Source organism: Streptosporangium sp. NPDC049046, assembly GCF_040649155.1.
Taxonomy (GTDB): Bacteria; Actinomycetota; Actinomycetes; order Streptosporangiales; family Streptosporangiaceae; genus Streptosporangium.
Genome location: NZ_JBEZEZ010000012.1, coordinates 211,829 through 236,294 on the forward strand (window position 1 = coordinate 211,829; position 24,466 = coordinate 236,294).

Sequence of the window (24,466 nt, forward strand, 5' to 3'; positions counted from 1 at the left end):
TCAGTCCTTCGTAAGGTGAGTGGGCCAGCGGCAGGCCACCAGCCACCGGTAGTAGCGGTCCAGCGCGGCCAGCACGTCGTCATCGACCGGCACGTCCGGCTGGTGGATGATCTGCCGGTAGACCTCCAGCAACAGCACGACCTGCTGCCAGTACGGTTCCAACGGCAGATCGGTGATCGCGTCGGCGCTCAGGCGACGCCGGTTGGCACGCAGCGCCTCCTCCCAGTCCAAGACCTTCTGGATGGTGTGCCAGGTGGTGGTGGCCGGCATGGCGGGAGCCATCACCGGCGGCCGGGTGCGCTCAGCGAGAATCGCCTGTACGCGCGGCAAATCGGGTTCGTTGACGTGCATGGAGGACACCTGATGGGTGTAGGTGCCCAGTGGCACGCCGAGCTGTAGCGCGGTGAACTCGGCGATGAAAGTGAAGGAGAACGCGTCGCAGAGCAGGCCGAGCAGGGCGTCGTTGCCGCGCATGAACACCACGGTGTGCAGACGGCCCTCACGAATTAGGAACTGCACAGCGAGGGTGCAGGCGACATCGGGGTTGCTCAAGTCCGCGAACTCGAATGGTCGCATGACTGTCATGGCTGCGCGTTTACTGTCGGGGTCAGCGGTCAAAAGTTTGACCGCATGATCGAACTGACTTCTGCCCCTCGGGGCGAACAGCCGGGGCCCGTAGGCGGTGCCGCCCAGCCGCGCACCGTCTACGGCCAGGCTGCGCAGCCGTGGCGCGTAGTAGCCGATCATGTCGAGGTCGTCCCGTCCGGCCAGGTACCACAACGCCTCAGCGAGATTGAAAATGATGTTGGTGCGACGCGTGGCCAGGGCCGGGGTGCGGCGGCGTGGGTCGGTGAGAGTGAACGAGACGTTCAGCACCTCGCGCGAGCGGTTGCCTCGGGAGGAGATTGTGTACTGGGGGGTGGTGACCACCAGATCCAGCACCGCACGGTAGGCGTCATGGAACGCCGCGAACACCGCAGGCCGCAGCATCAACAGTTCCCCTCATCGGCCGAGTGCCGTGCCTCGGCCAGGTCCGTAATGATCCGGTCCAGGGCGGCCACCTGGTGCGAGACCCGCATCGGCTTCAGGTACCGCAGGCATGCGTCGATCAGCTCGGCGTGTTCGGACGTGCCTGCGATGCTGCGTAACCACTCGATGCGTTCGACGACCTCATGTCGATCGGCGACGTGCAGCGCCGAAGGCATGACTTGGTCGGCGCAGGCGATCGTCGTGGGGGTGAGCGGCAGGCAGCCTTCGGTCGCCGCCTCGCCCGCGCGCTGGGTGATGGCACCGACGGTGGCGTACCGGTCGGGAAGCAGAAGCACGGTGCTGAGCGCCGTACGGTAGACGCCGGGCACATTACCGAAGGGGCAACGGCCGGTGAAGTTCACCCTCGGCCATGACTCGGTACGCGGCCACTTCCCGGCGACCCGGTGCGGGAAGCGTGCGGCGGCGGGGGCGAAGAACTCCCCAAACGCCTCGTCGCGGTCGTACTGGTTGCCGACGTAGGCCAGGGCGAGTGGCCGAGGCAGGGCAGCCAGCCGCTCTGGGTCGGCTTCATCGATCAGTTCGTCAGGGACCATGTTGAACAGCACTGCCGCGCCTGCGGCGGGTCGGCGAGCGGTGTCGCAGACGACCACGTTCGGCATGCGCCGGAGGAGGTCGTCGGGGGCCATCTGCCGGTCGGTGTCCCACAGCACCGTCGCGGTGGTCCGGTTGTGGGTGTAGTGATACAGCAGCGCCTGCTGACGGTGCAGGTCACAGGTATGGCCTGGTGTGCCGCAAGGGGTGGTATTACGACCTGCCAGCGGCCAACGGTACTCGCACAGCAGCAGGTCGATGTCCGGGAAACCTGTGTCCCACCGGTAGGGCAGCACCTGCCCCGCTTCGTGCAGATCCCGGTTGGATTGCAGGAGCACGAGCTCGTAGCCCCGGCTGATCAGCTCGTCGATGATCGGGCGGCGCCAGAACCGGCCGCCGTCCGGGGTGTCGAGGATGCCGGAGCCGAGAAAACCCCAAAAACTGAATCCGATCTTCATGCCTTCCCCTTTTACTTCCGCTGTCACGTGAGCAACCGCGGGCGGGAGGAGACGCCCCGGCGGGAGGACCTGCGAATCATCCGGGGTGCTCCGGCGGCCGGAGAGCGATACCCCTCGTGCCCACGAGGGGTATCTGACCGCTTGGTGCGTCTTGCGGGCTCCCGAGGCCCGGAAGGGGACCGTGGCGGCGCGCTTCAGGCTCCGTCACGGATCCATGGTGTCGACCCAGCCGACACGTCGGACATACCGAGCAGGGGCATGGTTTCCTCCTTCCGGGGCGACGTGTGAGTGCGTCGGGGGTACCTGACCGCTTCTTCCGCGTACGGCCCGGGGTGCGACATCGCGCCCCCGACGGGGTGGGTCGTGGCAGCACGCTGAGGTCCGGCTCCACGTGTCGCCGCGCGATCAGGGGGTCGAGGCGGCGTAGAGGCGTTCGGTGATCCGGCGTGCGACGTCGGCCAGATCCAAAGGCCGAGGCGTTCGCGGCCCGGAGCCCCCGGGCCGGATAAGCGCCTCCAGGCGTTCCCGCTCCTGCCGCAACCACGGTTGTCGGTCGAACAGCTCCACCAGCAGGTCGGCTGCACCTGCGGGGTCGGCCGAGGGATACAGGACCATACGACCGGTGTTGAACCAGCGGAACATTTTTGGAACGCTCCAAACAAGCAGGCCGGGAGCGAGACTCAGCACATAATGGCCACCGGCCGTTCTCATGACGTCGGAGTCCCGGGTAGGAGTACCGCGTCCCGCCAAGGCACGGCACAGCTGCTCCATGGCGAGCTTCGGGAGCTTTCGGCGCAGCTTCCCGCACAGCTCGGCGACGCTCCCGGCGCTGAAGACTTCCGCGTTGACGGTGGTTTGCCACCGCCCGTCCACTCGGACGAAATCTACGCCGGGGAACTCGCGGCGTGCGGGGTCGAGCACACAAACCATGACGGCATCGCGCTGCTCGGGACGTGAGGTCATTGTCGCTCCGGATGTCCGGCTGACTGATTGACCACACCGTAAACAGCCGTCACCGTCCGCAACCGAACAGATGCGAACGAACTCAGAGTTCGCCTACACGAGGATCTTGTGGCGCTCGGCGAGGTGGCGAGCCTCGGGCGCCCAGGAGGGCTTCGCACGTCGCGCCAGAGAGGAGACCATCTCCCGCAGCAACCGCTTCTGGTCCAACTCCTCGGGGCACTCCCGCTCGATCCGCAGAAGGTGAACGAGACTGGCCGCGTCGTCACCAAGGTCCTCGCAGGCTCGCGCGACCTCTGACAGATGCGTGGTTCGGCGCTCCGTCGAGATGGTCTGGGTGAGGTCGATCTCCTCAGCGAGCCGCACGATCGCCGCAGGCTGCCGCGTCTCGTACTCGATACTGACCATGTGGATCGCCACGTTCGTCCGTCCGAAGAACAGGCCCATCATGGGCCGCCGCTCGTCAACGCGCTGGGCGAGGTCGTAGGCCGGTCCCCGAAGAAGCTCCCGCGCACAGTCGTCATCGCCGACGCGGGTCAGCGCGATCGCCGCCATCAGGTGCAGGCCGCCGAACACGCTGATGTGGCGGTCGTCGCCTTCAGCGACCGAGGATTCGAGCTGCTCCATGCCGTGGCGAGCGACGTCGTAGGCGATGTCATGCATGTCGTCGGAGAGAAGGCTCTGCCCGAGATTCCATTGGGCATGGGCCATCATCAACGGGTCTTCGCTCTCCTCGGCGTAGCGCATCGCCCGGTCTGCGGCCAGGTGCGCCAGGTCCACGCGGCCCAGGTGCTTGAGCACGCCGCGCGCGAGGATGTAGGCGTCCGCCGCAGCCCGGCACGCGGCCAGACGATCCTCACCGCTCGGGGTGTTGAGCAGCAACTGCTCGGCGTCGCCGAGAATGCCGGGCAGGCTCCGCATCAGGATCGAATACTTGTTGGGCGCGGTGAACCACGCCTCGCGGACCGCGGTGACCCGCTCGACGACCTGTTCGGCATCCGGTGGTTCGAGATCACCGGCCAGTGTCCGATAGGTGAACATGGCACGTTCGATGTCGGCGACCTGCGGACGGCCGGGCTCGTGGGAGTCGCGAGGACTCTCGCCGAGGAGCACGGCGGTGCGTACGCCAAGAGCGAGGGCGATCTGCCGCAGCAGCGGTATCGAGGGGATTCGCTTGCCTTGCTCGATCAGTTCGATGTGCCGGGTTGTGCAGCCCGCCCGCGTTGCCAGCGCCGTGGTGCTCATGCCCTTGGTTTCACGCTGGCGTCTGATCATGTGCCCCGTGACGACGTCGCTCATAAGACCCTGCCTTTTCTGAGGGCTCGACCTCCTCAGGCTAGATCTGCGAGGCTCTCTCATGCCCGAGGTTCTTGGCTACATCCCCCTGGCGCAACAGAAATCTGGGTAATGGGCTACGAGGTCGGCCTGGCTGTTAAGACTGAGAAAGCTGACATTGACGGCGTGCGCAGGGGTTACGCAGCGTGGCTGTCAGTGCCGCGCAGGATGTACAGGTCGTCACCGAAGACGGCGGAGATCTGGAGATGGCCGCCGAGGGCCTGGACGTAACAGGCGATGGCCTCGACGGCGGAAACCTCGCCACGTTCGATCTGGGAGACACGGCTCTTGGTGACGCCCATCCTCTCGGCCACCTCAAGCTGGGTCAGGTCCAATGCGGTACGGCGTTCGGCGAGGCGGTGGCCGTCGATGTATGCCTGGTTGCGCTTGCGGGCTTCGGCGACCACCTGCTCGCCCCCGGCGTCGGCGACAATGCCGGGGCGTACGTCGCTTCACTTGGGAAAGTTCGTCATCGCCGGCCCTCCTCTTCTTCCCGTTCCTTCACATACCGCGCGTACAGCTCTTCGGCTTGCGGGATCACCCGCCGGTACCAGCCGGACCAATCTCCCGATTTGTCCCCGCCGACCAGCAGGATCGCCGACCGCCAGGGGTCGAACACGAAGGTGACTCGGATCTCCGAGCGTCCCGCCGATCCAGGCCGCAACTCCTTGAGGTTGTGGACTTGCGAGCCCTCCAGCCGGTCAACCAGTGCCCTCCCCAGCCCGGGACCTCCCTCGGCCAGTCGGTCGATAGCGTCGACCACTTGAGCTTTGGACCTCTCATCCAAGGCGTTGACCCAGGCCAGAAACTCGTTGGTGACGCGAATCTCCCACTCCTCCACGCCGCGCGTGTAGCAAATCCACTACCGCACGGGGATGGGGCAGGCAACGCGACGCACAGACGAGGTCCTGCGCTTGCCGCACGGCTAGGCACGCCCGAGGCACCTCAGCCGTGCGGCACTCGTGAGTGGGTCAGATCTCTTCGCTGCGGATGCCGGCCAGGAAGTTGTTCCAGGCCGCTGGGGAGAAGGTCAGCATCGGGCCGGATGGGTTCTTGCTGTCGCGTACGGCGATGAGGCCGGGCAGGTTGGTGGCTACCTCAACGCAGTTGTCTCCACCGCCACTGAGGCTGGACTTCCGGAACTCGGCAGCAGACAGATCAGGGGAGATCATGGTCGCTCCTCACCGCAGCGATGACCGCTGCGGACTCCTTGGGGGACAGGCAAACGCGGGCAAGTCGTTCAAACGACAGTTTGAGATTTCGCACTTGGTCCGGGGCCTCCACATAGATTTCCCCTCCCAGACATCCGACGTAGCCCGCTTCCAGATCTTCATCATCGAATGACAGTAGAGAAAAAGCACCTTCAAGGCCCGGATGTGCCCCGACATGAAGCGGTAGGACCTGAATCACGATAGTAGGTCGGTCTACGAGCTGAAGAATGTCGTCGAGTTGGCGAGCCATGACACCAGGCGACCCAACGGGACGGCGCAAAGCGGAGACGTCGATAAGAGCGTGCAGCCTCGGCGCACGTGCGCCAAGCAGGTTGATCTTCCGGGCCATTCGGGCGTCTACTCGCCGGTCCAACTCAATGCTGGCGAGTTCTGGGTGCACAGCGTGGATGATCTCGCGAGCGTACTCCTCGCTCTGGAGAATGCCTGGCACCAAGAGCGGCTCCCAGGTGTGGATGGTCGTCGCCTCGGCCTCCAGGCCGACGTAGGCGCCGGCGAACACATCGCTGTAGGCGGTCCACCAGCCACGTCGACCGGCATTCTGACCGAGTTGGATCAACCCAGCCTTCGTCGGCGGGTCCACATCGTATAGATCACAAAGGTCAGCCACGTCCGTGTCGCTGGGCATGGTCCGGGCGTTCTCGATGCGGCTTAGCTTGGCCGTGGACCAACCGAGCGGCGTGGCCACCTCTTCCAGAGTGAGGTTCGCCTTCTCGCGCAGTCTTCGCAGCTCACGGCCGAGGCGGCGGTGTCGAACGGTGGGACTCGCAGAAGCCATGCCGACAAGCATGCCTGATCACAGCCGTCGTACGCCGAGCAAATTTATACAAGGCACTTGTGATCATGTAAGTTGCACGCAACACTGCAAGGAGTCACTTAACTACTAAGAGTGACAGGCGGGGTGAGGGTGTCCATGCGACACCACTGCCATCGCCGGCTGTCTACGGCTTGGTCCGTTAACTCAGGGTGAGGATTCCATGACATTCGCGGACCGCTCCGTGCAACTCCTCGACAGGCAGGTGGTCAGCGGCTGCGGCTGTTTCGCCGAGGTGCCGCCGATGCCGATGGGGTGCGCCCTCTGCGGGCACGCCCCCTACGCGCACGGCTGTCCCGACCGGCCCGCCGATCACGAGTACGCGCAGCCCTCCGGTGCTTTGCTGGACATCCGGCTGCGGGTCCGTCGTACCGGAGACCGTTCCCTGCCCTGCTTTGAGCCGTCCGTCCCCACGACCTCGCCGATACCCGCTCAGCGGCCCGCCGAGCAGATCCCCGGCCGGGCGGTCGCACCGGTACCCGTTCAGCGTCGTCCCGAGCAGGCCCCACCCATCGTGCCTGCCGTACCGGCGTCGTCGCCTCGGAGGATGCCCTGCCGTCTGCGTCCGGCGTCGAGGTCCGCTCTCACCAGGTCGTCGCGGCTCGGCCGTGGACGTCACCGTAGGACTCATTTCAACCGAACAACCACCTGCGCACTGAACCGCTCGGCGGTCACCCCGTCCTCGTACCGGCCACCCGGCCGCTACGGCGAACCCCTCCAGATCCTTCCCCGCTTCATAAAACAGGCCCGCCCCACGCTGGCAGCATCCGGACGGGCCCTTGATCAGATGGAGGTCCGATCAGTGAGCGATGGTAGTTCCGCCTACCCCGAGTCCACCAGTCCCGAGACGACGATCCCCGGCTGGCGGTTGATCCTCAGCGACGCCGGGCGGTTGTGGGCCAGCCGGAAGGAGCCCTTCTCCGAGGTCGCGGCCCATGCCGGAGCCGAGCGGACCGTCGACGGCGACAGCCTGGAGGCGTTGCGCGCCGAGACCGACCGCCAGGAGACCTTCGCCCGCGAGGCGGAGGAGCAGGCGGCACGGGAAAAGGAAGCGCAGAAGGCTCCCGCCCCGAAGACCCAAGAGCCGGGGACACTGGAGCAGCCGCAAGCGCAGGCCGGGCAGGTGGTCGCATGATCCGCCGTACTCTGGCCCGTGCCCGGGGCCGTCACCGCGACGGGGTGGTCATCGCCTTCGTACCGCGCTACACCTGGGACCACGAGGCCCGAGCCGAGGCCGCGATGCTGGAGATCACCCGGCCCGGCTGGTCCGTCCTGTACGGCACCGGCAGCCGTCTCTTCCACGCCATCGCCACCTGGCCCACCCCCGAGCCGGTGCTCATCTGCGACCGGACCATCGACGGGCTGAAGACCCAGATGCGCGAGGCCGAGACGACCGCGCTCGTCCAACGCCGGCAACTCCCCACCACCGGCCGATCCTGAGCAGGCACGGCGGTCCCGCCCCTTCCCCGGTCAAAGACCGCCGTGCCACCCAAGACGTACCGCGCAAGTGCGACGCGGTGCGCGACGCAGGCAGGTCCGCCCACCCGGCCCCGCCCGCGTCCCCCAGACAGGAGCCCCCATGACCGCTCCACCCCACGATCCGCTCACCGCCCTACGCCAGACCTTCCCCGGCTGGTACATCGACCACGATCCCGTCCTCGGCCGCTGGATCGCCCTGCGCCACCATCCCCTCACCGTCCAGGAACACAAGGCCGGAGCCAAATACTTTCTCCAACGCGCCTGCCCCGATCGCCTCAGCACCGCCCTGACCGACCAAACCGAACTCACCCGCCGCCCCCGTACCGCCCCCTGAACCGGTAGATGGCACGTTCGATGTCGGCGACCTGCGGACGGCCAGGCTCGTGAGAGTCACGGGGACTCTCGCCGAGGAGCACGACGGTGCGTACGCCAAGGACGAAGGCGATCTCCCGCCGCCCACTCTCCGCTCGAAGGTGCCTCCGCCTCGAAATGACCCTTGGACGGCAGCGGACTACGCAAACGAACCGGCGTTCTGATCTTCCATCTTTACCCCGCCTCCAGCTCTATTGACAGCAGAGGTAGGCGCACGTCATCAAGGGCCGGACACAAGGTTTTGCTGGATGGATGGTGTTATCGATAATTACCCCGGCCCACTCATACGCCACGATCTTGGACCAAGCCCTGACGTCAAGGGCTTGCGGCGGCACGTTCTTCCGGTGTCACGTCAACTGCGTACGCCCCTATTGCGAAGGCAACTGGACGCGATGGAGCCTGCCTTCTAGGTACAGTTTGTCCAGGAATCACTAGGCCCCAGGGGAATGTACGTATGGGCGAAGCATGACTGACTTCGGGACTTGGTGCACCCTCAAGACATTCGTGCCCGTTGGCGACCACCTTGCCGGCATCATCGAGTCTAACGACGATGCTGCGGGCGTTGCAGCCCTCGCCGCGACTCTGCCGGACGCGTACGCCGCATCCGAGTCGCTCGCGAAGATCGCGGAGCGACACGGCAAGCATGCGGTGGCTAAGTTTCTCCGCAACAAGCTTCCCACCAAGGCAAGCGCCCGATCCGGGGACATGGGCGAGATCCTCGCGACGGCCTACCTTCACGAAGAGCGCGGGTATGTGGTTGGACCAAGCCGCCTCATTCAGCGTGACCATCAAGAGTGGGCGATGAGGGGGGATGACGTACTTGGGGCAAGGCTCGACGCCGACGGCAAGCCCCACATCGCCAAGGCCGAGGCGAAAAGCCGCCTCACGCTGAGCAAGCCGACCGTCGTGGAGGCTCGCGAAGGTCTGGCACGCAACGATGAGTTGCCTTCTCCGCACTCACTCACCCAGTTCGCCGAGCGGCTCCTGTCCACGGCCGACAGTGACGTCGGCGAGGCCGTGCTCGATATGCAGCTCTTGGAAGGCGTCCGTCCCGACCGCGTCAGTCATTTGATGTTCCTCTTCACGAGCAGCGACCCGAGTAAGCATGTGACAGCAGATCTCCAGGCGTACTCGGGCGCCGTACCACAGCTGACGATCACACTTCGGGTCCAAGGCCACCAAGAGTTCATTGAGAACGCTTACGAAAAGGTGATCGCCGATGGCTCGTGAGGCGCGAGATCTAGCAGAAAGTCTTGCTGCAGCCACCGACGCCGGTTTCCGCGGGCGCCTACTAGCCCGTGGACAGGCCCAATCTATGATTCGGCGCGAGGGCGTGCTGCCGCAGGACGCACCCGCATTCAGTCCCTTTCTGGACGCGGACCTGCTCAACTACGGGTACGCATTGCTAGCCACGAGTCTTGAGCTGTTGGAGTCCGCGGAAGAGGACACGACCGAGCAGATCGTGATTGCACAGCAGGGATTTATCCAGAGTTCCTACGCACTTGAGGCTGCCACCCGGAACGCGACGCCCGATGCAGACTTGGTCTTCCATGGACTTGTCGCCGGTGCGGCCAGCCATCTCGGTGGCTACGCCGCGCGGGCGTTCTCGCTGATCCAAGCGAGCCTGCTGTCGGGGCGGTTAGCGCCGATGGAGCAGACACTGGCGGACCTCATATTGCGCGACTTGAGTTCGGTCGAGCGGCGGGCCCAGTCGCTGCGTTCCTCCTCCCAACTCTCCGATGACACTCTGTTGATGAACTTCACCGCGGCAGAGAGCATCGAGGAAGACAGCCCACCCGGCCAGGTCGGCCCCGTCGTCCTTCTCCTCAGTGAAAACTATCTCTCAGCAGTCTCGGCTGCCTTGTTCGCGATCGAGATTGGAAGCCGGGACCTGCTCGAATCGGCTCTTGACGAGTTGCGGCTTGGCGAACGAGCGTCCTCGGACGTGAGCGCCCCCGGGCCGTGGTGGGTTTACCGGCTCACGCGACATCTGCTCGGCGGCCTGTTCGACACGAGCCTTGAGACGAACATCCCGAACGAACCACCGCCAGGAGTTGCTGACAACGTCGAACGGTGGCCTTACCTCAGGGGCACCTTCGTTGAGTCGCTCCTGGCGCGGGAACGCTCTGAGATAGACCTGTGGCCCTCCCAACTCCACGTCGTCGACAGAATTTTCCGGGACGGCCGGGATCTCGTCGTCGCGCTGCCGACCAGCGCTGGCAAAACTCGTATCGCCGAACTGTCGATCTTGGCGTGTCTTGCTCAGGGGCGCCGCACGGTGTACGTCACCCCGCTGCGAGCCTTGTCCGCCCAGACCGAGCAAGCCCTGGCACGGACCTTTTCGCCCTTGGGCATCCGCGTCTCGTCCCTCTACGGCAGCATGGGGACGAGCGACGTCGACGAAGACAACCTGCGTTCCAGCGCAATTGTCGTGGCAACCCCGGAGAAGCTGGATTTCGCCCTCCGATCCGATCCCTCTGTACTCGATGACGTCGGCCTCGTTGTCCTAGATGAGGGCCACATGATCGGAGCCTCCGAGCGTGAGGTCCGCTACGAAGCCCAGATCCAGCGACTCCTGCGTCGTCCAGACGCTTCAACGCGCCGCGTCCTGTGTCTCTCGGCCGTTTTTCCGTCCGGAAGCGAACTCAACGACTTCGTCGCATGGATCACCGATGATGACCCAGACGGCCTGCACCGCGAGGAGTGGCGCCCGACGCAGCAGCGATTCGGCCTTGTCGAGTGGCGTAGAGACCATGCTCGGCTGACCATCACTCTTGGGCCCGACCAACCGTTCATCCCGCGTTACTTCGAGGCGAAGAAGCCAAGCGGCCGGCGCAGGAAGATGTTCCCGGCGGATCAACGTGAACACGTCATCGCCACCGCGTGGCGGCTGGTCGAAGAAGGCCAAACCGTCCTTGTCTTCTGTCCCCAGCGGAATTCCGTAGAGCCGTACGCCCGCGCGATCATCGATCTCTACAGCAGAAGCCTTGTTTCCTCCGTCCTGCCCGAGGATGTGGACCTGAATAACGCTCTTGCCGTCGGCGCCGAGTGGTTCGGTGCTGACCATCCGATATTGAGGTGTCTTCGGCTGGGCGTGGCCATCCACCATGGGGCGCTCCCTGGTCCCTTCCGGCGCGAGATCGAGCGACTCTTGCAGCAGGGCAGCTTGAAGGTAACTATCGCCTCACCCACTCTGGCCCAAGGACTGAACCTGTCTGCGTCGGCGGTACTCTTCCACGGCCTTCGCCGCGGCAGGGACCTGCTCAAGGGTTCCGAGTTCGCGAATGTGATCGGGCGTGCGGGACGCGCGTTCGTTGACACCGAAGGGCTTGTTCTCTATCCGAGCTTCAAGCTGACTCAAGGGCATCGGCGGGAGTGGATCGCACTCACGCAGGAAGGCGGCGCCAAGGCCCTGCGATCGGGACTCATCGAAATCGGCATCGAACTCCTGAAAAGGATGCTCGCATCGCGGAGGCTCACTTCGGTAGAGCCCTTACTCGAATACCTCACCGGCGCCCCCGATTGGTCCCTCCCTATCGTGTCCCAGGAGAGCGATGAGGAACGGGCCGCCGCCACCGCGAGTTGGCATTCGAACCTCGCGTTGCTCGATATCGGGATTCTGAGCGTCGTCGGAGACAGCGACTTGTACACTGCAGCCGACGCCGCGACGCAGGTCGTCGCCGATGCCCTGCGCGATTCGCTGTGGGAACGGCAACTTCGCCGCTACAACGACACATCAGCCACTGCCTTGCGCGGACTGGTGTATAGCCGGACCAAGCACTTGTGGGAAACGTCCACACCGTCGCAGCGCCGCGGCTGGTTCTTGGCTGGGCTAGGGGCCGATGCCGGATCTGAGCTCTCTCAGGTGTCTGGAAGCATCATCGCTTTGGCGGGCCAAACTGAAGCCGCCATCATCGAGCGAGACCACGAGACGGCCGCCGACCTGCTCGTGGCGATCGCCGAAATCGTGTTCGCTTTGGAGGTCTTCGCTCCCGAGACGACACTCGGCGACTGGCGCGGGGTGTTGAGGCACTGGGTTCGCGGCCTGGCCCTCGGCGACCTTCCTGGTGACCGCGTCACGATAGCGCAGTTCATCGAGGCCGACGTGATCTACCGGCTGGTCTGGGGAATGGAAGCTGCCAGAGTCTACGAGACCGCCCAAGGCAGCTCCGCGTCCGACGCCTTGTTGGGTACGGCAGTATCCGCAATCGAGACCGGGACGTTGAATCGGGCAGCCTCGATCCTTATACGCTCTGGCTTCGATCACCGCCTCGCGGCCATATCGGCAGTCATGAGCACCGGCGCCGCATTCAACTCAGCTGCTGAAATGCGCCAGTGGATTGACGACCTCGACCCTGCGCAGGCCCTCAGCGAAGACTGGCCGACACCAGAGTCACGGTCAGCTTGGGAGGCATTCGTGACCCCTTCGCGGATACGGCTCTCGCTTCAATGGAGGAGCACAACCGAGGTCTTGCAGGAGGTCACCTGGTACGGGACGGTACCCGACCCGGATACGTGGCTGCGCGTGACTGACGACGGACAAGGCAAAATTGAGATCTGGTCCATAGGCTACGACCTGCTCGGAGAAGCCGCCATTCTCCTCAATCGCGAGCGCCAGGGCGTGTTGCGTGCTCGTCGCCTTCGCACAAGCACCGGGATCCGCCTGCTCTATCGCGGTCCTAGCGACCTGGCCCCGAGGGCGCCGAAGGCATAAGTGACGCTTGAGGGACCCTAACGATTCCGGACAGCGTCCAGTGATCTGGCCGACCAGCCTGGTTCCTCGCCCGCCGAGCCCTTTGTAAAGGTCAGCGTCGAGATCGCCCCCCTGCGGTTCGGTAAAGCCCGACCGGGTAGTTCACGGTTGCCCGGTGGTTGCTCATTGGGATGCTATACAGGGCGATACCGCGCACCACCAGCGGTTACTTTGGCAGCGGCAAATCCGGGCGGCCTGATAGAAATAGACAGATGAGCGGCTGCTTTCGTTGCACGGGATTGTCATCACAAGATCGCATCAACCTGACGTGCATCGTCCCAGCCTACGAAGCAAATGGCGGCTGCCGCACTAGCCCTTACAGGAGCACCCGATAAACCCTGTCGATGCAAGTTATGCTGAGTTAATTAAAGCGGGCCTACCTGACGACCTATGTCTTACCTGGTGTCTGGGCGACAATCTGGAGAAGATAGCCGGTAAATTCGGCGCAGACACGGAAACCGGACTTTGGGCACCGGTTGATGAGTTGGAGGAAATGGAAGCAGAGGACGACTCAGAATCTCTAATCGAACTCGATTCACTGGGTAAGTGGGCGATAGCGTTTGAGCCCAATGGCCATGAGGGGGCAAGGAAGGCCGTAATGGAATCCATTTCCATCGGCGGGTGCGCCTTCAGCGTCTTCTGGAACGTGGAATTGGACAGCTCCATCATGTACGCAGTTGACGGTCACGTCCTGACATCGTTTACCCTACTCGACCTTGAGCGGCGGTCGGGAAGCGCCCCAGAGGCATTGGATCAAATGATGACAGAACTAGGCATTGGCCACGAGTTGTCGATTCCGGCCCTTAAAGCGCGACTCCTGGCGCTGGGAGAGGCCATAAGCGGACAGCCCATAACTCCAGAATTTCTACGTTCCCCAAAGTTTGCCTTCCAGATAAACAACCCGATCCAAGATCCACTTATCCCTCGCGAATACCTGGATCCGAGAGCTCCATTTCTAGACGAGCCCGAGTTTGCGCGAATCCTAGCGAACCCCTCGCCTACCATCGCGCCGACCATCACCAACATGATCGTCGCTATCGTTGTTTCTGCAACTCTTTCAGAAAATCCTTTGGCAGAAGATGTTTTACGGCTACTCAATCACGGGGAGCAGCATAAGGGAGAAAGGGAAATGCTACAAGCAAAGTTGTTCGAACAATCATCAGAGGGAGAAAGAAAGGCAGGCTCATTGCGTAGCAACGCTACACCGAATGCACAGGAAGAGGCTGTGCAGGCGCAGAGGACAAGCCATTCTCTCAGCGTCCTCGCCAGAGCACTAAATCCCCATCAAGTAAATGCTGCATATGGCACTGCATTGGAAGCAGCAAGCATTCCCCTTCTTTCAATAGACGACTCCATGCGCCTGAACGTACTTTGGAAAGTCGCCAAACATATTGAGTCCAGCGGCCATTGAGGCGATCATAAGGATTGAGATTTTCCGGATATCCCGCCGATCTGTCTACCGCTCCAGCAGGGACGACTTTCCTTCTGATCTTCTCGAAAGTCTCGGAACTTATCATTACTCAGCACCATCCCGGTCAGCGGGATTTACTTCCCCTCACATCGAAGGGCGACTATATGACGAGTGCCGAAAGCGGACCAAGTGCTTCGATCGCGTCTTTCTGGGATGCCTTCGCCGCCTCCTTCGACGAGGAGGCCGACCACGGTCTTCGCGACCCCGCCGTCAGGACCGCCTGGGCGGAACGCCTACGCTCCTGGATGCCCGCCTCGCCCGCCGACGTCCTGGACGTGGGATGCGGCACCGGCTCGTTGTCCCTGGTGCTCGCCGAGCAGGGGCACCGGCCGGTCGGGGTGGATCTGGCCCCGCTGATGATCGAGCAGGCCCGGCGCAAGCTCACGGCAGCCGGTTTCGACGCCGCGATGATGGTGGGTGACGCGAGTGACCCGCCCGCGCGGGCCGGGACGTCTTTCGACGTGGTCCTCTCCCGTCACCTGTTGTGGACCCTGCCCGATCCGCGGGAGGCGTTGCGCCGGTGGATCGGTCTGCTGCGTCCCGGCGGGCGTTTGGTTCTCATCGAGGGACGTTGGGCGTCGGCCGAACCGGGTGATGACCAGCTCTACGAGGGCAAGTCGGAGCCGATGCCGTGGGCGGGCGGGGTCGAGGCGGAGCGTCTCCTGGCGACGCTGCGGCCACTGGTCGACACCGCCCGCGTCGAGCCACTGCCCGATCCCGTCCTGTGGGGACGAGCCATCCAGGACGAGAGATACGCCGTTGTCGCGTTCGCGTAGTCGTTCGCGCTTCAGGCCGGTCCCCTGAGAGACGGCAGCGGTGCGGCGGGAGGGTGATGTCAGCCCTCCACCCCGATGTGCACGGGGCCCGCCTCCGGGGAGACCGCCCTCAGGATGCCGCTCGGGATACGGAACACCCGTCCCGGGGCCGCGGGCCACCACAGTCGTCTGCGAGCGATGACCCGTCCCCCCTGCCGGAGCACGATCCGGGGGAACGGGATGTAACGGTCGCTCCACAGCAGCAGGCGGTGTCGGGCCGGGGCCGGGTCTCCGGGACGGAAGATCTCCGGCGCCACCCAGCGGAAGGGCGCGTCGGCGAAGAGACGGACCTGTTCGGCCGGGGCGCTCCGTCCGGCCAGCCAGTCGATGACGGAGCGTGCCACATGGGCGCCGTCGATCGCCGCGATGTCGGCGGTGTCCACCGGATGGAGCAGATTGCCCACCGCGAACACCCCCGGCCGCTCGGTACGGAGCGCGTTGTCGACCAGCGGGCCCTTCGTGCCGGGGTCCAGGGTGATCCCCGCGGCGCGTGCCAGCTCGTGGTCGGGAATCCAGTCACCGGTGAGGACGAGCGTGTCGCACTCGACGATCCGCCTCCTTCCGGTGTCGAGGTCCTCGATCTCGACGGCCCGCAGCTGTGGCCGGCCGATCACCTTCGTCACCCGGGTGCGGGTGGCGACCCTGGTCCGGAAGAGGATCCTGCCGGGAACGCTGAACAGGGAGTAGGAGTCCGGCCGGGGATACTCGGTGGTCATCAGAACGGTCCGGCAACCGGCTTCGCGCAGGGTCAGCGCGGCCGACCAGCTGACCAGCTCGGCGCCGACGACGACGGCCTTCTTGCCGACCTTCCCGTGCCGCAGGTGGACGAGGTTCTGCAGGTGCCCGGTGGTGTAGACGCCGTGGGCCCGGTCTCCGGGGATGAGCCGGGCCGGGCGGGGGCGCTCCCGGGCACCGGTGGCCAGGATGACGGCCCGCGCCTCGACGCGGACGCGCCCTTCGGGGGTGGTGGCCTCGATCACGCGTTCCCCGGCCCAGTTCGTCACGGTGGCGTTCGTCAGGATCTTCGCGCCGGCGGCCTCGGCCTGCCGGACGAGTCTCCTGGCGTAGGCGGGACCGCTCATGAAGCGTCTCATGTCCCTGATCCCGTAGCCCGGATGATCACTGTGCCGGGGGATGCCTCCGGCCGCGCTCTCCCGTTCCAGGACGAGGACGTCGCCGTCGACCTTCGGCGCGAGCGCGCGGGCGGCGCTCAGTCCGGAGGGGCCGGCGCCGATGACGACGACGGCCGGGGTGAGGACGGTGACGTCGCCGGACGTGGCCCCCACCGGGGGTGTCAGCGGTGTCATTAGTGCTCCTCAAGCAGCTTCTTGACCTCGGCGCCGCAGAAGAATCCCTGGCAGCGTCCGTTCATCGCCCGGGTACGGCGGCGCAACCCCTCCAGGGTGGCCGGTGGGATCGGCGACGCGAAGGTGTCGCGGATCTCTCCGGCGGTCACCCGTTCGCAGAAGCAGACCACCCGGCCGTAGGCGGGGTCGGCGGCGATCCGGGCGGCGTCCTGGTACGGGCGGGTGGACGCCTCCCCGAGGTTGGGCATCCGGGGCGGTTCCGGCAGGTTCTCCCGTGGCACGAGCGCCAGGCCGGCGTCGCGGGCGAGTTCGGCGACGTACTCGGCGATGGCGATGCCTGCGGTCAGGCCGGTCGAGCGGATCCCGCCGACCAGCACGTAGCGCCGTCCGGCGTCGGCCTCGATGAGGTAGTCGGGGTGGTCGCTCGCGGCCCGCAGGCCGGCGTAGGTCGCGGTGACCTCCTCGCGCAGCAGGTCGGGCATCAGCTTCTCGCCCTTGTCCAGCAGGAAGCGCAGTCCCTGCTCCGAGGTCCCGGTGTCGGTGCGGTCCGTGAGGTCCTCGGCGGTGGGGCCGAGCAGCACGTTGCCGTAGACGGTGGGGCTGATCAGCACGCCCTTGCCGCGCGAGCTGGGCACCGGCAGCACGATCCGGTCGACCATCGGGCGGGCCGCCTTGTCGTAGACCAGCAGCTCGCCACGGCGTGGCGTGACCGTGAACCGGTCGTGGCCGAACAGCCGGTCGACGACGTCGGCGCCGAGTCCGGCCGCGTTGACCACCCAGCGGGCCCGCACCTCCCCGCCGGAGGTACGCAGCACCGTGTGGTCTCCGCGGTCCTCGACCGAGGAGACGGCCCGGTTCAGCAGCGGCGTCACGCCGCGACCGACCGCGTCCGTGGCCAGCGCGAGGTTGGTGGTCCAGGTGCAGATGATGGACTCGTCGGGCACGGTGAGGCCGCCCAGTGCCCCCTCCCCGAGGTGGGGCAGCTGCCGGTACACCTCCTCGGGGCCGACGATCTCCGTCCGGTCGTAGCCGTTCTGCTCCGCCTTGTGGCGCAGGCCCGGCAACGCGTCGAGTTCCTCGACGGTCCAGGCCACCAGCAGGGCCCCGGTGCGTTCGACCGGGATGCCGGTCCGCTCGGCGTACTCCGACAGCAGGTGGTAGCCCTCGCGGACCAGCCGGGATTCGAGGGTGCCGGGTCTGGCGTCGAAACCGGTGTGCAGGATGGCGGTGTTCGCCTTGCTCGTGCCGTCACCGACGTCGTCACGCGCGTCCAGCAGTGCGACGCTCAGCTCGTAGCCGGCCAGCTTCCTGGCGATGGCCGAGCCGACGATACCGGCGCCGATCACCGCCACGTCGAACGTGCTGTTCACCGTGCTCCCTCTCCGGGCAGGGTGGCGGCGACCGCCTCTTTCCAGCGGGAGCGGAAGTCGGCCGTCCGGTCGGCGGACCACCGGGGTTCGTAGGTGGTGCTCGGCTCCCACGGGTCCACCGCGTCCGCCAGGGAGAGCGACGGGTCCAGCGCGGCGCGGGCCAGCGCCACCGCCCCCATCGGGGTGGCGTGCTGGGAGGGGTAGACGTCGATCGGGATCCGCGTCAGGTCGGCGACCGACTGCATCAGGACCGCGCTGCGGGTGAGCCCGCCGTCCACCCGCAGCCGGGTCAGCGGCTGCCCGAGGTCGGCGGCGACGAGGTCGCCGAGCTCGGCGACCTGCGCCGCGATCCCCTGCAGTACGGCGAGCACGAGGTGCCCCGCACCGGTGGAGAGGGTCAGCCCGGAGAACGAGGCCTTGGCGTCGGGACGCCACCAGGGCGCCGCCAGCCCGGCCAGCGCGGGCACGCACAGCACCCCTTCGGCGTCCGCCGCCGCGACCGTGTCCAGGTCGGCGGCACCGCGGATGAAGCCGAGATCCTGGATCCACCGTACGGCGGAGGCGGCCGTGTAGACCTGGCCGTCGAAGCAGTACGAGGTCTCTCCCCGGACCCGCCAGGCGACCGAGGCGGCCAGGCGGGCGGTGGAGCGTACGGCGGAGGTGCCGGTGTTGGCCAGCAGGAACGCGCCGGTGCCGAAGGTGCACTTCGCCTCGCCCGCGCTGAGGCAGTTCTCGGCGAGCAGGGCGGCCTGCTGGTCGACCACGAGTCCGCCGACGGGGACGTTCCCGCCGAAGGCGGAGGTGTGGCCGACCACCTCGTCGCAGGCGACGATGCGCGGCAGGCGTTCGCCGCCGAGCCCGAACAGCTCCAGCAGTCCCCGATCCCACTCGCCGTCGTCCAGCCGGGTGACCAGTGACCGGCCGGCCGTGGCGACGTCGGTGACGAACTCCCCGGTCAGGTGGTGGATGATCCAGGAGTCGGAGGTGGTGACCACCCCCTGCTCCGTCACGTTCCGGCGTAGCCAGGCCATCTTCGGGGCGGAGAAGTAGGGGTCCAGGACCAGCCCGGTGGTCGCGGCGATCCGGTCCCCGTACTCCCCCAGCTCCGCGCAGATGCTCTCCGAGCGGCGGTCCTGCCACACGACGGCGGCCGAGAGCGGTTCACCCGAGGCGGGATCCCACGCCAGGACGGTCTCGCCCTGGTTCGCCAGTGTGACGGCGTCGATTCGTACCCCGGCCCGCGCGACGGCCTGACGGCCGGCGTCGAGCACCGAGTCGAGCAGTTCCCGGGGGTTCTGCTCGACCCCGCCTCCGGGCAGGTAGGTGGGGCGGACCGGGAGCTCGGCGAGGCCGAGCACCTGGCCGCGGGCGTCGACGACGATCGCCTTGGTGCCGGAGGTTCCCTGATCTATCGCCAGTACGGTGGTCACCGTCGGTGCGCCCCCTCCGTGTGCCCGCCCTTGGCCGTACCCGAGGCGTCGGCGGTCAGCTCCGCGTCGATGGACTGCATCTTCGGCATCACCAGGCCCTTGGCGCCCCTGGTGAACAGCAGGTAGGCGAAGTACACGGCGCCGATGGCGAGCATGAGGAGCACGTAGACCCACGACTCCACGAACGAGGAGTCACGGAAGAGCAGCAGTTCGAAGGCGAGCCAGAGCAGCGCGACGACGATCACCGGGATCTCCCAGCGGCCCAGGTCGAAGCCCTTGCTCGGCGGCAGCGACCTGCGCTTGACCACGTACATGATGACGGTGCCGGTGTAGATGATCGCCGGCAGCAGGGTGGCGGCGGCGAACAGGCCGAACAGGGCGTCGGTCCGGGTGGAGAAGATCGCCAGGATCAGCTCGCCGACGACGAGCATGAAGACGGTGGCGTTCAGCGGGGTGCCGAAGCGGGGGGAGACCTTGTGCAGGCCCTGCCAGCCGGGGAAGCGCTGGTCGCGGGACATCGCCCAGACCAGGCGGACGCCGGTCATCATGATCACCATGCCGCAGGCGAAGATCGCGATGACCACCAGCACGAGCAGCCCCGTACCCACGACGGGGCCGAGCGACCGGCTGATCACGTCCGCGACCGGGGTGCCGGACTTGGCCAGCTCGATCGGGTCGCCGGCGAGCAGGGTGACCGCGACCAGGAACAGGAAGCCGAGCACACCGGAGGCCAGCACCGCCTGCCACATGGCGCGGGGGACGACACGGGCCGGGTCCTTGGTCTCCTCGGCGAGGTTGGCGGCCGACTCGAAACCGACGATGGTGAACGCGCCGAGCAGGAAGCCCAGCATCCACGGCCCGGCCGAGGTGAGTGTGCCCATGCTGAGGTAGCCCTCGGAGGGGACGGCGCCGGTGCTGAACAGGTTGGCGAAGTTCAGTTCCTTCGCGATGAACCCCACGATCAGCAGCAGCAGGACGAGCGCGATCATGCCGATCAACTCGGCCGTCACCGCGAAGTTGTTGACCCGCTCGGTCCACTTGGTGGAGAGGCCGACGAGCAGCGCCTGGCTCAGGATGACCACGCCGGTGATCGCCCAGGCGTTCATCGCGTTGCCCTCGTAGCCGAGCAGCACGGGCATCACGGTGGAGGCGATGGTGTAGTCGACCGCCACGACCACGACGCCGAGGAACGAGAACGAGACCCAGCCGATGATCCAGCCGAGTACGGGGTTGGCCAGCCGGGACATCCACTGGTAGGAGTAGCCGGTCACCGGGATGCGCGCGGCCAGCGAGCCGAAGATGAACGCCACGGCGAGCTGACCGATGATCACGAGCGGCCAGGTCCAGATGCCCGCCGGTCCCGAGCTGTTCAGCACCGAACCGTACGTGGTGAAGATGCCGGTGGCGATCGAGACGAAGGCGAACGCCACGGCGAACGAGGCGAAACGCCCCGTACCTCGCTTCATCGCCTGCTTGTAGCCGAATTCCGCGACATCGGAGGAAGATCCCCGGCTCTCAGCCGCAGGTGGTGAATAATGGGTCATGGATTCCCAACTCCTGTGTTTCCTGTCAGAGGGTGCATCGGTGCGGTCGTCCGAAGCCGGGTGGCGTTGCCGCGCCGCCCGGCTCTTTCAACGGTCGGGAACGTTCAAGAAAGCACGATCACCCCGCCTTTGCGGGTGAACGTGTCCTGGATGGCGGACGGTGGTTCCGCCTCGGTGACGAGGCCGGTGAACTCGCCCACCTCGGCGACCCGGTGCCGGGCGACCAGGCCGAACTTGCCGGAGTCGGCCAGCACGTACGAGCGCGCCGCGTTCCTGAGGATGATCTTTCGCACCGCGATCTCATCCAGGTGGTAGTCGGTCAGACCGGCCGCGGCGTCGACGCCCCCCGACCCGAGGAACGCGATGTCCGGGTTCAGGTCCGTGAAGAACGTCTGGGCCACCGGACCGGAGAGCGCGAGGTCTCCGGTCCGCAACCGGCCTCCGCAGACGAGAACCTCGATGCCGGGCCGCTCGGAGAGCTCGGCGGCGACCAGCAGGGAACAGGTGGCCACGATCCCGGTGAAGTCCAGTGACAGTGCCCGCGCCACCTGGACGGCGGTGGTCCCCACGTCGATCACCACGGTCTGGCCGGGACGCACCAGGGCGGCGGCGGCACGTCCGATGCGGGCCTTCGCGTCCGCGGCGGTCCCGGTGCGCTCGGCGAACGGGGCCTCCTCGCCACCGACCTGCCCGAGCGCGATCGTCGCGCCCCCGTGGACGCGGGACAGCCTGCCCTGGCGCTCAAGCACCACGAAGTCGCGGCGGATCGTCTCCGCCGACACGCCGAGCTCCTGCGCGAGGTCGTCGGTGCTGACGACACGGGAGGTACGCAGCGCCTCCCCGATCCGCGCGTGCCGCTCAGCGGGCAGCATGCCTGCCCACTTCTGTGGAAATTTGTGCTTGCATGACGGAGATTATGCTTATGTGTGGTTATCCGGTCAATACACAGCGCTCTCGGAGAGGGAAACCTTTACCGGCGGTAGGGATCAGGCAGCGGGCGGGCGTGGCAGCGCGAAGCGCGCGCACGTGGTGGATGGGGCCACCGCCCCCATCCACCACGGCCCGGCCATCCACCACCGGGCGAAGGCCGAGCCGTGGCGGGAACCGCCGGTCAGTGGGTGCAGGTGGCCGAGACGGTGACGTTGTAGATCCACCACGCGCCGCCGGGCGCGGAGTAGACCAGCGACGACGTCGTGCTGTAGCCCGTGCACGCCTGGCCCGCCGCCAGGAGTGCCGCGCGGGCGGCCTGCGAGCCGTTCGCGATGGCGGCGGACGGGCTCGCGCCACCGGCCTGCTGGGTCTCGGTGCGCGGCACGGTGTACGACGGCGGCGTGGACGAGGGGACCTCGCAGTTGCCCGACGCGGTCGCCTCGTAGATCCACGCCGAACCGTCGGGCGCGGTGTAGAGGTGCCTGGTGGTGACGGACACGCCCGAGCAGACCTCGCCCGCCGCGGCGGCCTGCTGGTTCAACTCGGCGCGGGCGTTGTTCTCCGCGGCGCTTTTCCCCGCCGCCGGGCTGGGGCCCCAGCCCGAGGAGGTGGCCGAGCGAAAGGTGGCGGCGAGCGCGGCGGGAGCGAACAGCACCGCGCCGACGGTCAACGCCAGGGCGACGACGAGGGCGAGGCGCAGAACCTGGGCAGGACGACGAACGCTGAGTTCCATGGTGTCCCTCTCGCAAGAGGCCGGAGGTTCGGGATCGTCACCATAAAACCGGGCAGAGCGAGCCGACCAGCGCCCGGAGCGCGGGCAGGCATCCGCGCACGTCAAGGCTGAAACTTTCAGTCAGGTCCGCACCACAGGCGGAAGCCGCATGCGACATCGCCCGCGCGGCTTCGTCCCGCGTTCTTCGCGGCGAACGGACCTTTCTCTGTGCCCCTCCCTCGGCGAGGGCGATGTGGAGATGCCACCCGCTTTTCGAGGACATGCTTGAGAGCCGGACGTGACGTGGAAGAACCTCATCCCCCCAAAAGCTTCAAGGTGGCATTAAATGCAATTTTCTGATTAAAAGCCAGAATACGGACAAACCGTGGAGGCCAATTGTCGAGCCGACGCGATCGGCTTAAGCTTCACAAGTCACCCTTTCCGCTGAAATATCATTTCCGTTTTTGGCGATGATCTGATCCCCGGCTCACCACCGCCCCCTCCCGAAAGGGTCCACCATGTTTCCCGCCCAACCTTCCCCCGACAGCGGCATGCGCGGGGACCGTTCCAACACGAACTGCGACCCGGACGCGATCGCGCCGACCGTCTTCCAGCTGCTGCTGACGCGCCTGGAAGACCACGTCAAGGAGGCCGGGATCACGCAGAACGCGGTGTGCACCGCCGCGGTCACGGATTTCTGCGCGGCGGTCGCGAACCCCCAGCTCGACACGCTCGCCGGGCCCGCGCTGACGGTCCTGAACAACCACGTCGACGCGGCGATGCACGCGTGCTCGCCCCTGGTCGGCGGGTGCTCGGTCTTGTCCTACGTGTCCATGGTCGCCATCAGAGCGACCACCTCCTACGCGAGGGCCAACAACATCGTCGCCAACGAGGACGAGAACACGCGGGTGAACGCGGCGGTGCGCGCGCGCTTCGACTCGTACGTCGTCGTGTGCGAGCGGCGGCTCTACCTGAACCACGCGGACGTCCCCGCCGACCTGAAGGTCCTCATCCAGAACCACGCGCCGGGCTCGCTCAAGGACCCCCTGGTGGAGGCCGCCGAGCAGGTCCTCCACGCGGTGCACACACCCAACGATCCCACTCCGACCCAGAAGACGGCGCTGATCCAGGCCCTGGAGAACCTCGCGGTGGTCCAGGCCATGTACGCCAACAAGCTCGCCGTCGGCTCCGGCGCCCAGGGCGGCACTCTGCCCAACATCAGGGTCACCGACGCGTGCAAGACCCAGAAGCACTTCAACAAGCACGTCGAGCGGTTCTACAAGGACACGCCGACCGGCATGCTCATCTATGCCGCCCTCGTGCAGCCGTCGCGCAGGCCCCCCGAGAAGCACGTGTCGAACATCGAGGTCACCGAGGACACCGTTGAACCCGGCCGGTTCTGGATCGGCACCCGGGTGAGGCAGTACCGGGCGAACGCCGCACGGGTGGGCAACAAGGTGCGTCTTTCGGTGATGGACGAGATCTCGACGGTGGTGCACGAGATCGGGCACCAGGTCGAGTTCTACCTTCCCGTGGTCGAATGGGTGCGCCTGCAGCAGATCCTCAGGATGCGCATGGTGGGCCCTCGACTCATTAACATCTATCCCAACGCGGACAAGCCGGAACCCGCCTTCGACATCGGTGCCATGCCGGCGTTCGAGGCGTACTACACGCCGCTGAACCAGTCGAGAAGCGGAAAATACTATCCCGCCAAGGTCTACTCCTCGGGTGACACCGAGCTGCTGTCCATGACCGTGCAATTCTTCAGCCAGCCGAACACCGCCATCCTCATGATCCAGCACGACCCGGTGCTCGCCGCGACCGTCCTGCGGGCCATCCGCCCTGACGACTTCGCGAACTTCCCCGCCAACCTGCTGGCCCTGCTCCCCACGTAATCCCCTTCACG

General features: G+C 66.2%; 22 protein-coding genes. 8 read left to right on the forward strand and 14 right to left on the reverse strand.

Translation table 11 applies throughout. The features are described from left to right. The 8 genes from AB0B96_RS19480 to AB0B96_RS19515 all read right to left on the reverse strand — a co-directional run bounded on the left by AB0B96_RS19480 (position 1) and on the right by AB0B96_RS19515 (position 6,341). Complete coding sequence (locus AB0B96_RS19480) at positions 1 to 990, reverse strand: thymidylate synthase (RefSeq protein ID WP_362900373.1); 990 nt, start codon at positions 988 to 990, stop codon at positions 1 to 3. Beyond that, positions 990 to 2,039 carry a hypothetical protein gene (locus AB0B96_RS19485; protein WP_362900375.1) on the reverse strand — a complete coding sequence of 350 codons (1,050 nt, stop codon included), beginning with the start codon at positions 2,037 to 2,039 and terminating at the stop codon, positions 990 to 992. The genes AB0B96_RS19480 and AB0B96_RS19485 overlap by 1 nt, the downstream gene beginning before the upstream one ends. 405 nt (positions 2,040 to 2,444) lie before the next feature. Further along, a complete protein-coding gene (locus AB0B96_RS19490; RefSeq protein WP_362900377.1) occupies positions 2,445 to 3,002 on the reverse strand; it encodes a hypothetical protein in 558 nt (185 codons plus the stop codon). A gap of 93 nt (positions 3,003 to 3,095) precedes the next feature. Further along, the gene (locus AB0B96_RS19495) at positions 3,096 to 4,298 is read right to left on the reverse strand and encodes a helix-turn-helix transcriptional regulator (RefSeq protein ID WP_362900379.1); all 1,203 of its coding nucleotides are present in this window, start codon (positions 4,296 to 4,298) and stop codon (positions 3,096 to 3,098) included. A gap of 173 nt (positions 4,299 to 4,471) precedes the next feature. Further along, complete coding sequence (locus tag AB0B96_RS19500) at positions 4,472 to 4,741, reverse strand: helix-turn-helix transcriptional regulator (RefSeq protein ID WP_362900381.1); 270 nt, start codon at positions 4,739 to 4,741, stop codon at positions 4,472 to 4,474. Positions 4,742 to 4,803: 62 nt separating this feature from the next. After that, on the reverse strand, positions 4,804 to 5,175 hold the full coding sequence (locus tag AB0B96_RS19505; protein ID WP_362900383.1) for a type II toxin-antitoxin system RelE/ParE family toxin: 372 nt from the start codon (positions 5,173 to 5,175) through the stop codon (positions 4,804 to 4,806). Between the two features lie 130 nt (positions 5,176 to 5,305). Then, positions 5,306 to 5,506: a DUF397 domain-containing protein gene (locus AB0B96_RS19510; RefSeq protein ID WP_362900385.1), complete on the reverse strand. Its 201-nt coding sequence runs from the start codon at positions 5,504 to 5,506 to the stop codon at positions 5,306 to 5,308. Continuing rightward, the gene (locus AB0B96_RS19515; RefSeq protein WP_362900387.1) at positions 5,493 to 6,341 is read right to left on the reverse strand and encodes a helix-turn-helix transcriptional regulator; all 849 of its coding nucleotides are present in this window, start codon (positions 6,339 to 6,341) and stop codon (positions 5,493 to 5,495) included. The genes AB0B96_RS19510 and AB0B96_RS19515 overlap by 14 nt, the downstream gene beginning before the upstream one ends. A gap of 199 nt (positions 6,342 to 6,540) precedes the next feature. Between AB0B96_RS19515 and AB0B96_RS19520 the strand changes: the two genes are divergently transcribed. From AB0B96_RS19520 to AB0B96_RS19550, 7 genes are all read left to right on the forward strand, one after another. Then, positions 6,541 to 7,512 (forward strand): hypothetical protein, encoded by a 972-nt coding sequence (locus AB0B96_RS19520; RefSeq protein ID WP_362900389.1) that lies wholly within the window; start codon positions 6,541 to 6,543, stop codon positions 7,510 to 7,512. Beyond that, the gene (locus AB0B96_RS19525; RefSeq protein ID WP_362900391.1) at positions 7,509 to 7,817 is read left to right on the forward strand and encodes a hypothetical protein; all 309 of its coding nucleotides are present in this window, start codon (positions 7,509 to 7,511) and stop codon (positions 7,815 to 7,817) included. Before AB0B96_RS19520 ends, AB0B96_RS19525 begins: the two co-directional genes overlap by 4 nt. A gap of 139 nt (positions 7,818 to 7,956) precedes the next feature. After that, a complete protein-coding gene (locus AB0B96_RS19530) occupies positions 7,957 to 8,190 on the forward strand; it encodes a hypothetical protein (protein WP_362900393.1) in 234 nt (77 codons plus the stop codon). A 503-nt stretch (positions 8,191 to 8,693) separates the two neighbouring features. Then, positions 8,694 to 9,458: a Hachiman antiphage defense system protein HamA gene (locus AB0B96_RS19535; protein WP_362900395.1), complete on the forward strand. Its 765-nt coding sequence runs from the start codon at positions 8,694 to 8,696 to the stop codon at positions 9,456 to 9,458. Between the two features lie 103 nt (positions 9,459 to 9,561). Continuing rightward, entirely contained in the window at positions 9,562 to 12,942 is a 3,381-nt protein-coding gene (locus tag AB0B96_RS19540; RefSeq protein WP_362900397.1) for a DEAD/DEAH box helicase, read from the forward strand. 523 nt (positions 12,943 to 13,465) lie between these two features. Then, complete coding sequence (locus AB0B96_RS19545; protein WP_362900399.1) at positions 13,466 to 14,392, forward strand: DUF6461 domain-containing protein; 927 nt, start codon at positions 13,466 to 13,468, stop codon at positions 14,390 to 14,392. 164 nt (positions 14,393 to 14,556) lie between these two features. Next, positions 14,557 to 15,228, forward strand: a complete 672-nt coding sequence (locus tag AB0B96_RS19550) for a class I SAM-dependent methyltransferase (protein WP_362900401.1) — start codon at positions 14,557 to 14,559, stop codon at positions 15,226 to 15,228. Positions 15,229 to 15,287: 59 nt separating this feature from the next. On the opposite strand, the gene AB0B96_RS19555 is transcribed toward AB0B96_RS19550, so the two are convergent. The 6 genes from AB0B96_RS19555 to AB0B96_RS19580 form a co-directional block, all read right to left on the reverse strand. Further along, positions 15,288 to 16,574, reverse strand: coding sequence for an FAD-dependent oxidoreductase (locus tag AB0B96_RS19555; protein ID WP_362900403.1), 1,287 nt, complete (start codon positions 16,572 to 16,574; stop codon positions 15,288 to 15,290). Beyond that, complete coding sequence (locus AB0B96_RS19560; RefSeq protein WP_362900405.1) at positions 16,574 to 17,944, reverse strand: NAD(P)/FAD-dependent oxidoreductase; 1,371 nt, start codon at positions 17,942 to 17,944, stop codon at positions 16,574 to 16,576. Before AB0B96_RS19560 ends, AB0B96_RS19555 begins: the two co-directional genes overlap by 1 nt. Further along, complete coding sequence (locus tag AB0B96_RS19565) at positions 17,941 to 19,374, reverse strand: FGGY family carbohydrate kinase (protein ID WP_362900407.1); 1,434 nt, start codon at positions 19,372 to 19,374, stop codon at positions 17,941 to 17,943. The genes AB0B96_RS19560 and AB0B96_RS19565 overlap by 4 nt, the downstream gene beginning before the upstream one ends. Continuing rightward, positions 19,371 to 20,840, reverse strand: coding sequence for an amino acid permease (locus tag AB0B96_RS19570; RefSeq protein WP_362900409.1), 1,470 nt, complete (start codon positions 20,838 to 20,840; stop codon positions 19,371 to 19,373). The genes AB0B96_RS19565 and AB0B96_RS19570 overlap by 4 nt, the downstream gene beginning before the upstream one ends. 182 nt (positions 20,841 to 21,022) lie before the next feature. Continuing rightward, complete coding sequence (locus tag AB0B96_RS19575; protein WP_362900411.1) at positions 21,023 to 21,790, reverse strand: DeoR/GlpR family DNA-binding transcription regulator; 768 nt, start codon at positions 21,788 to 21,790, stop codon at positions 21,023 to 21,025. Positions 21,791 to 22,029: 239 nt separating this feature from the next. Then, positions 22,030 to 22,581, reverse strand: a complete 552-nt coding sequence (locus tag AB0B96_RS19580; protein ID WP_362900413.1) for a hypothetical protein — start codon at positions 22,579 to 22,581, stop codon at positions 22,030 to 22,032. 497 nt (positions 22,582 to 23,078) lie between these two features. Here AB0B96_RS19580 and AB0B96_RS19585 point away from each other — a divergent pair, with 497 nt between their 5' ends. After that, positions 23,079 to 24,455 (forward strand): hypothetical protein, encoded by a 1,377-nt coding sequence (locus tag AB0B96_RS19585; RefSeq protein WP_362900415.1) that lies wholly within the window; start codon positions 23,079 to 23,081, stop codon positions 24,453 to 24,455. Positions 24,456 to 24,466: the final 11 nt, after the last annotated feature.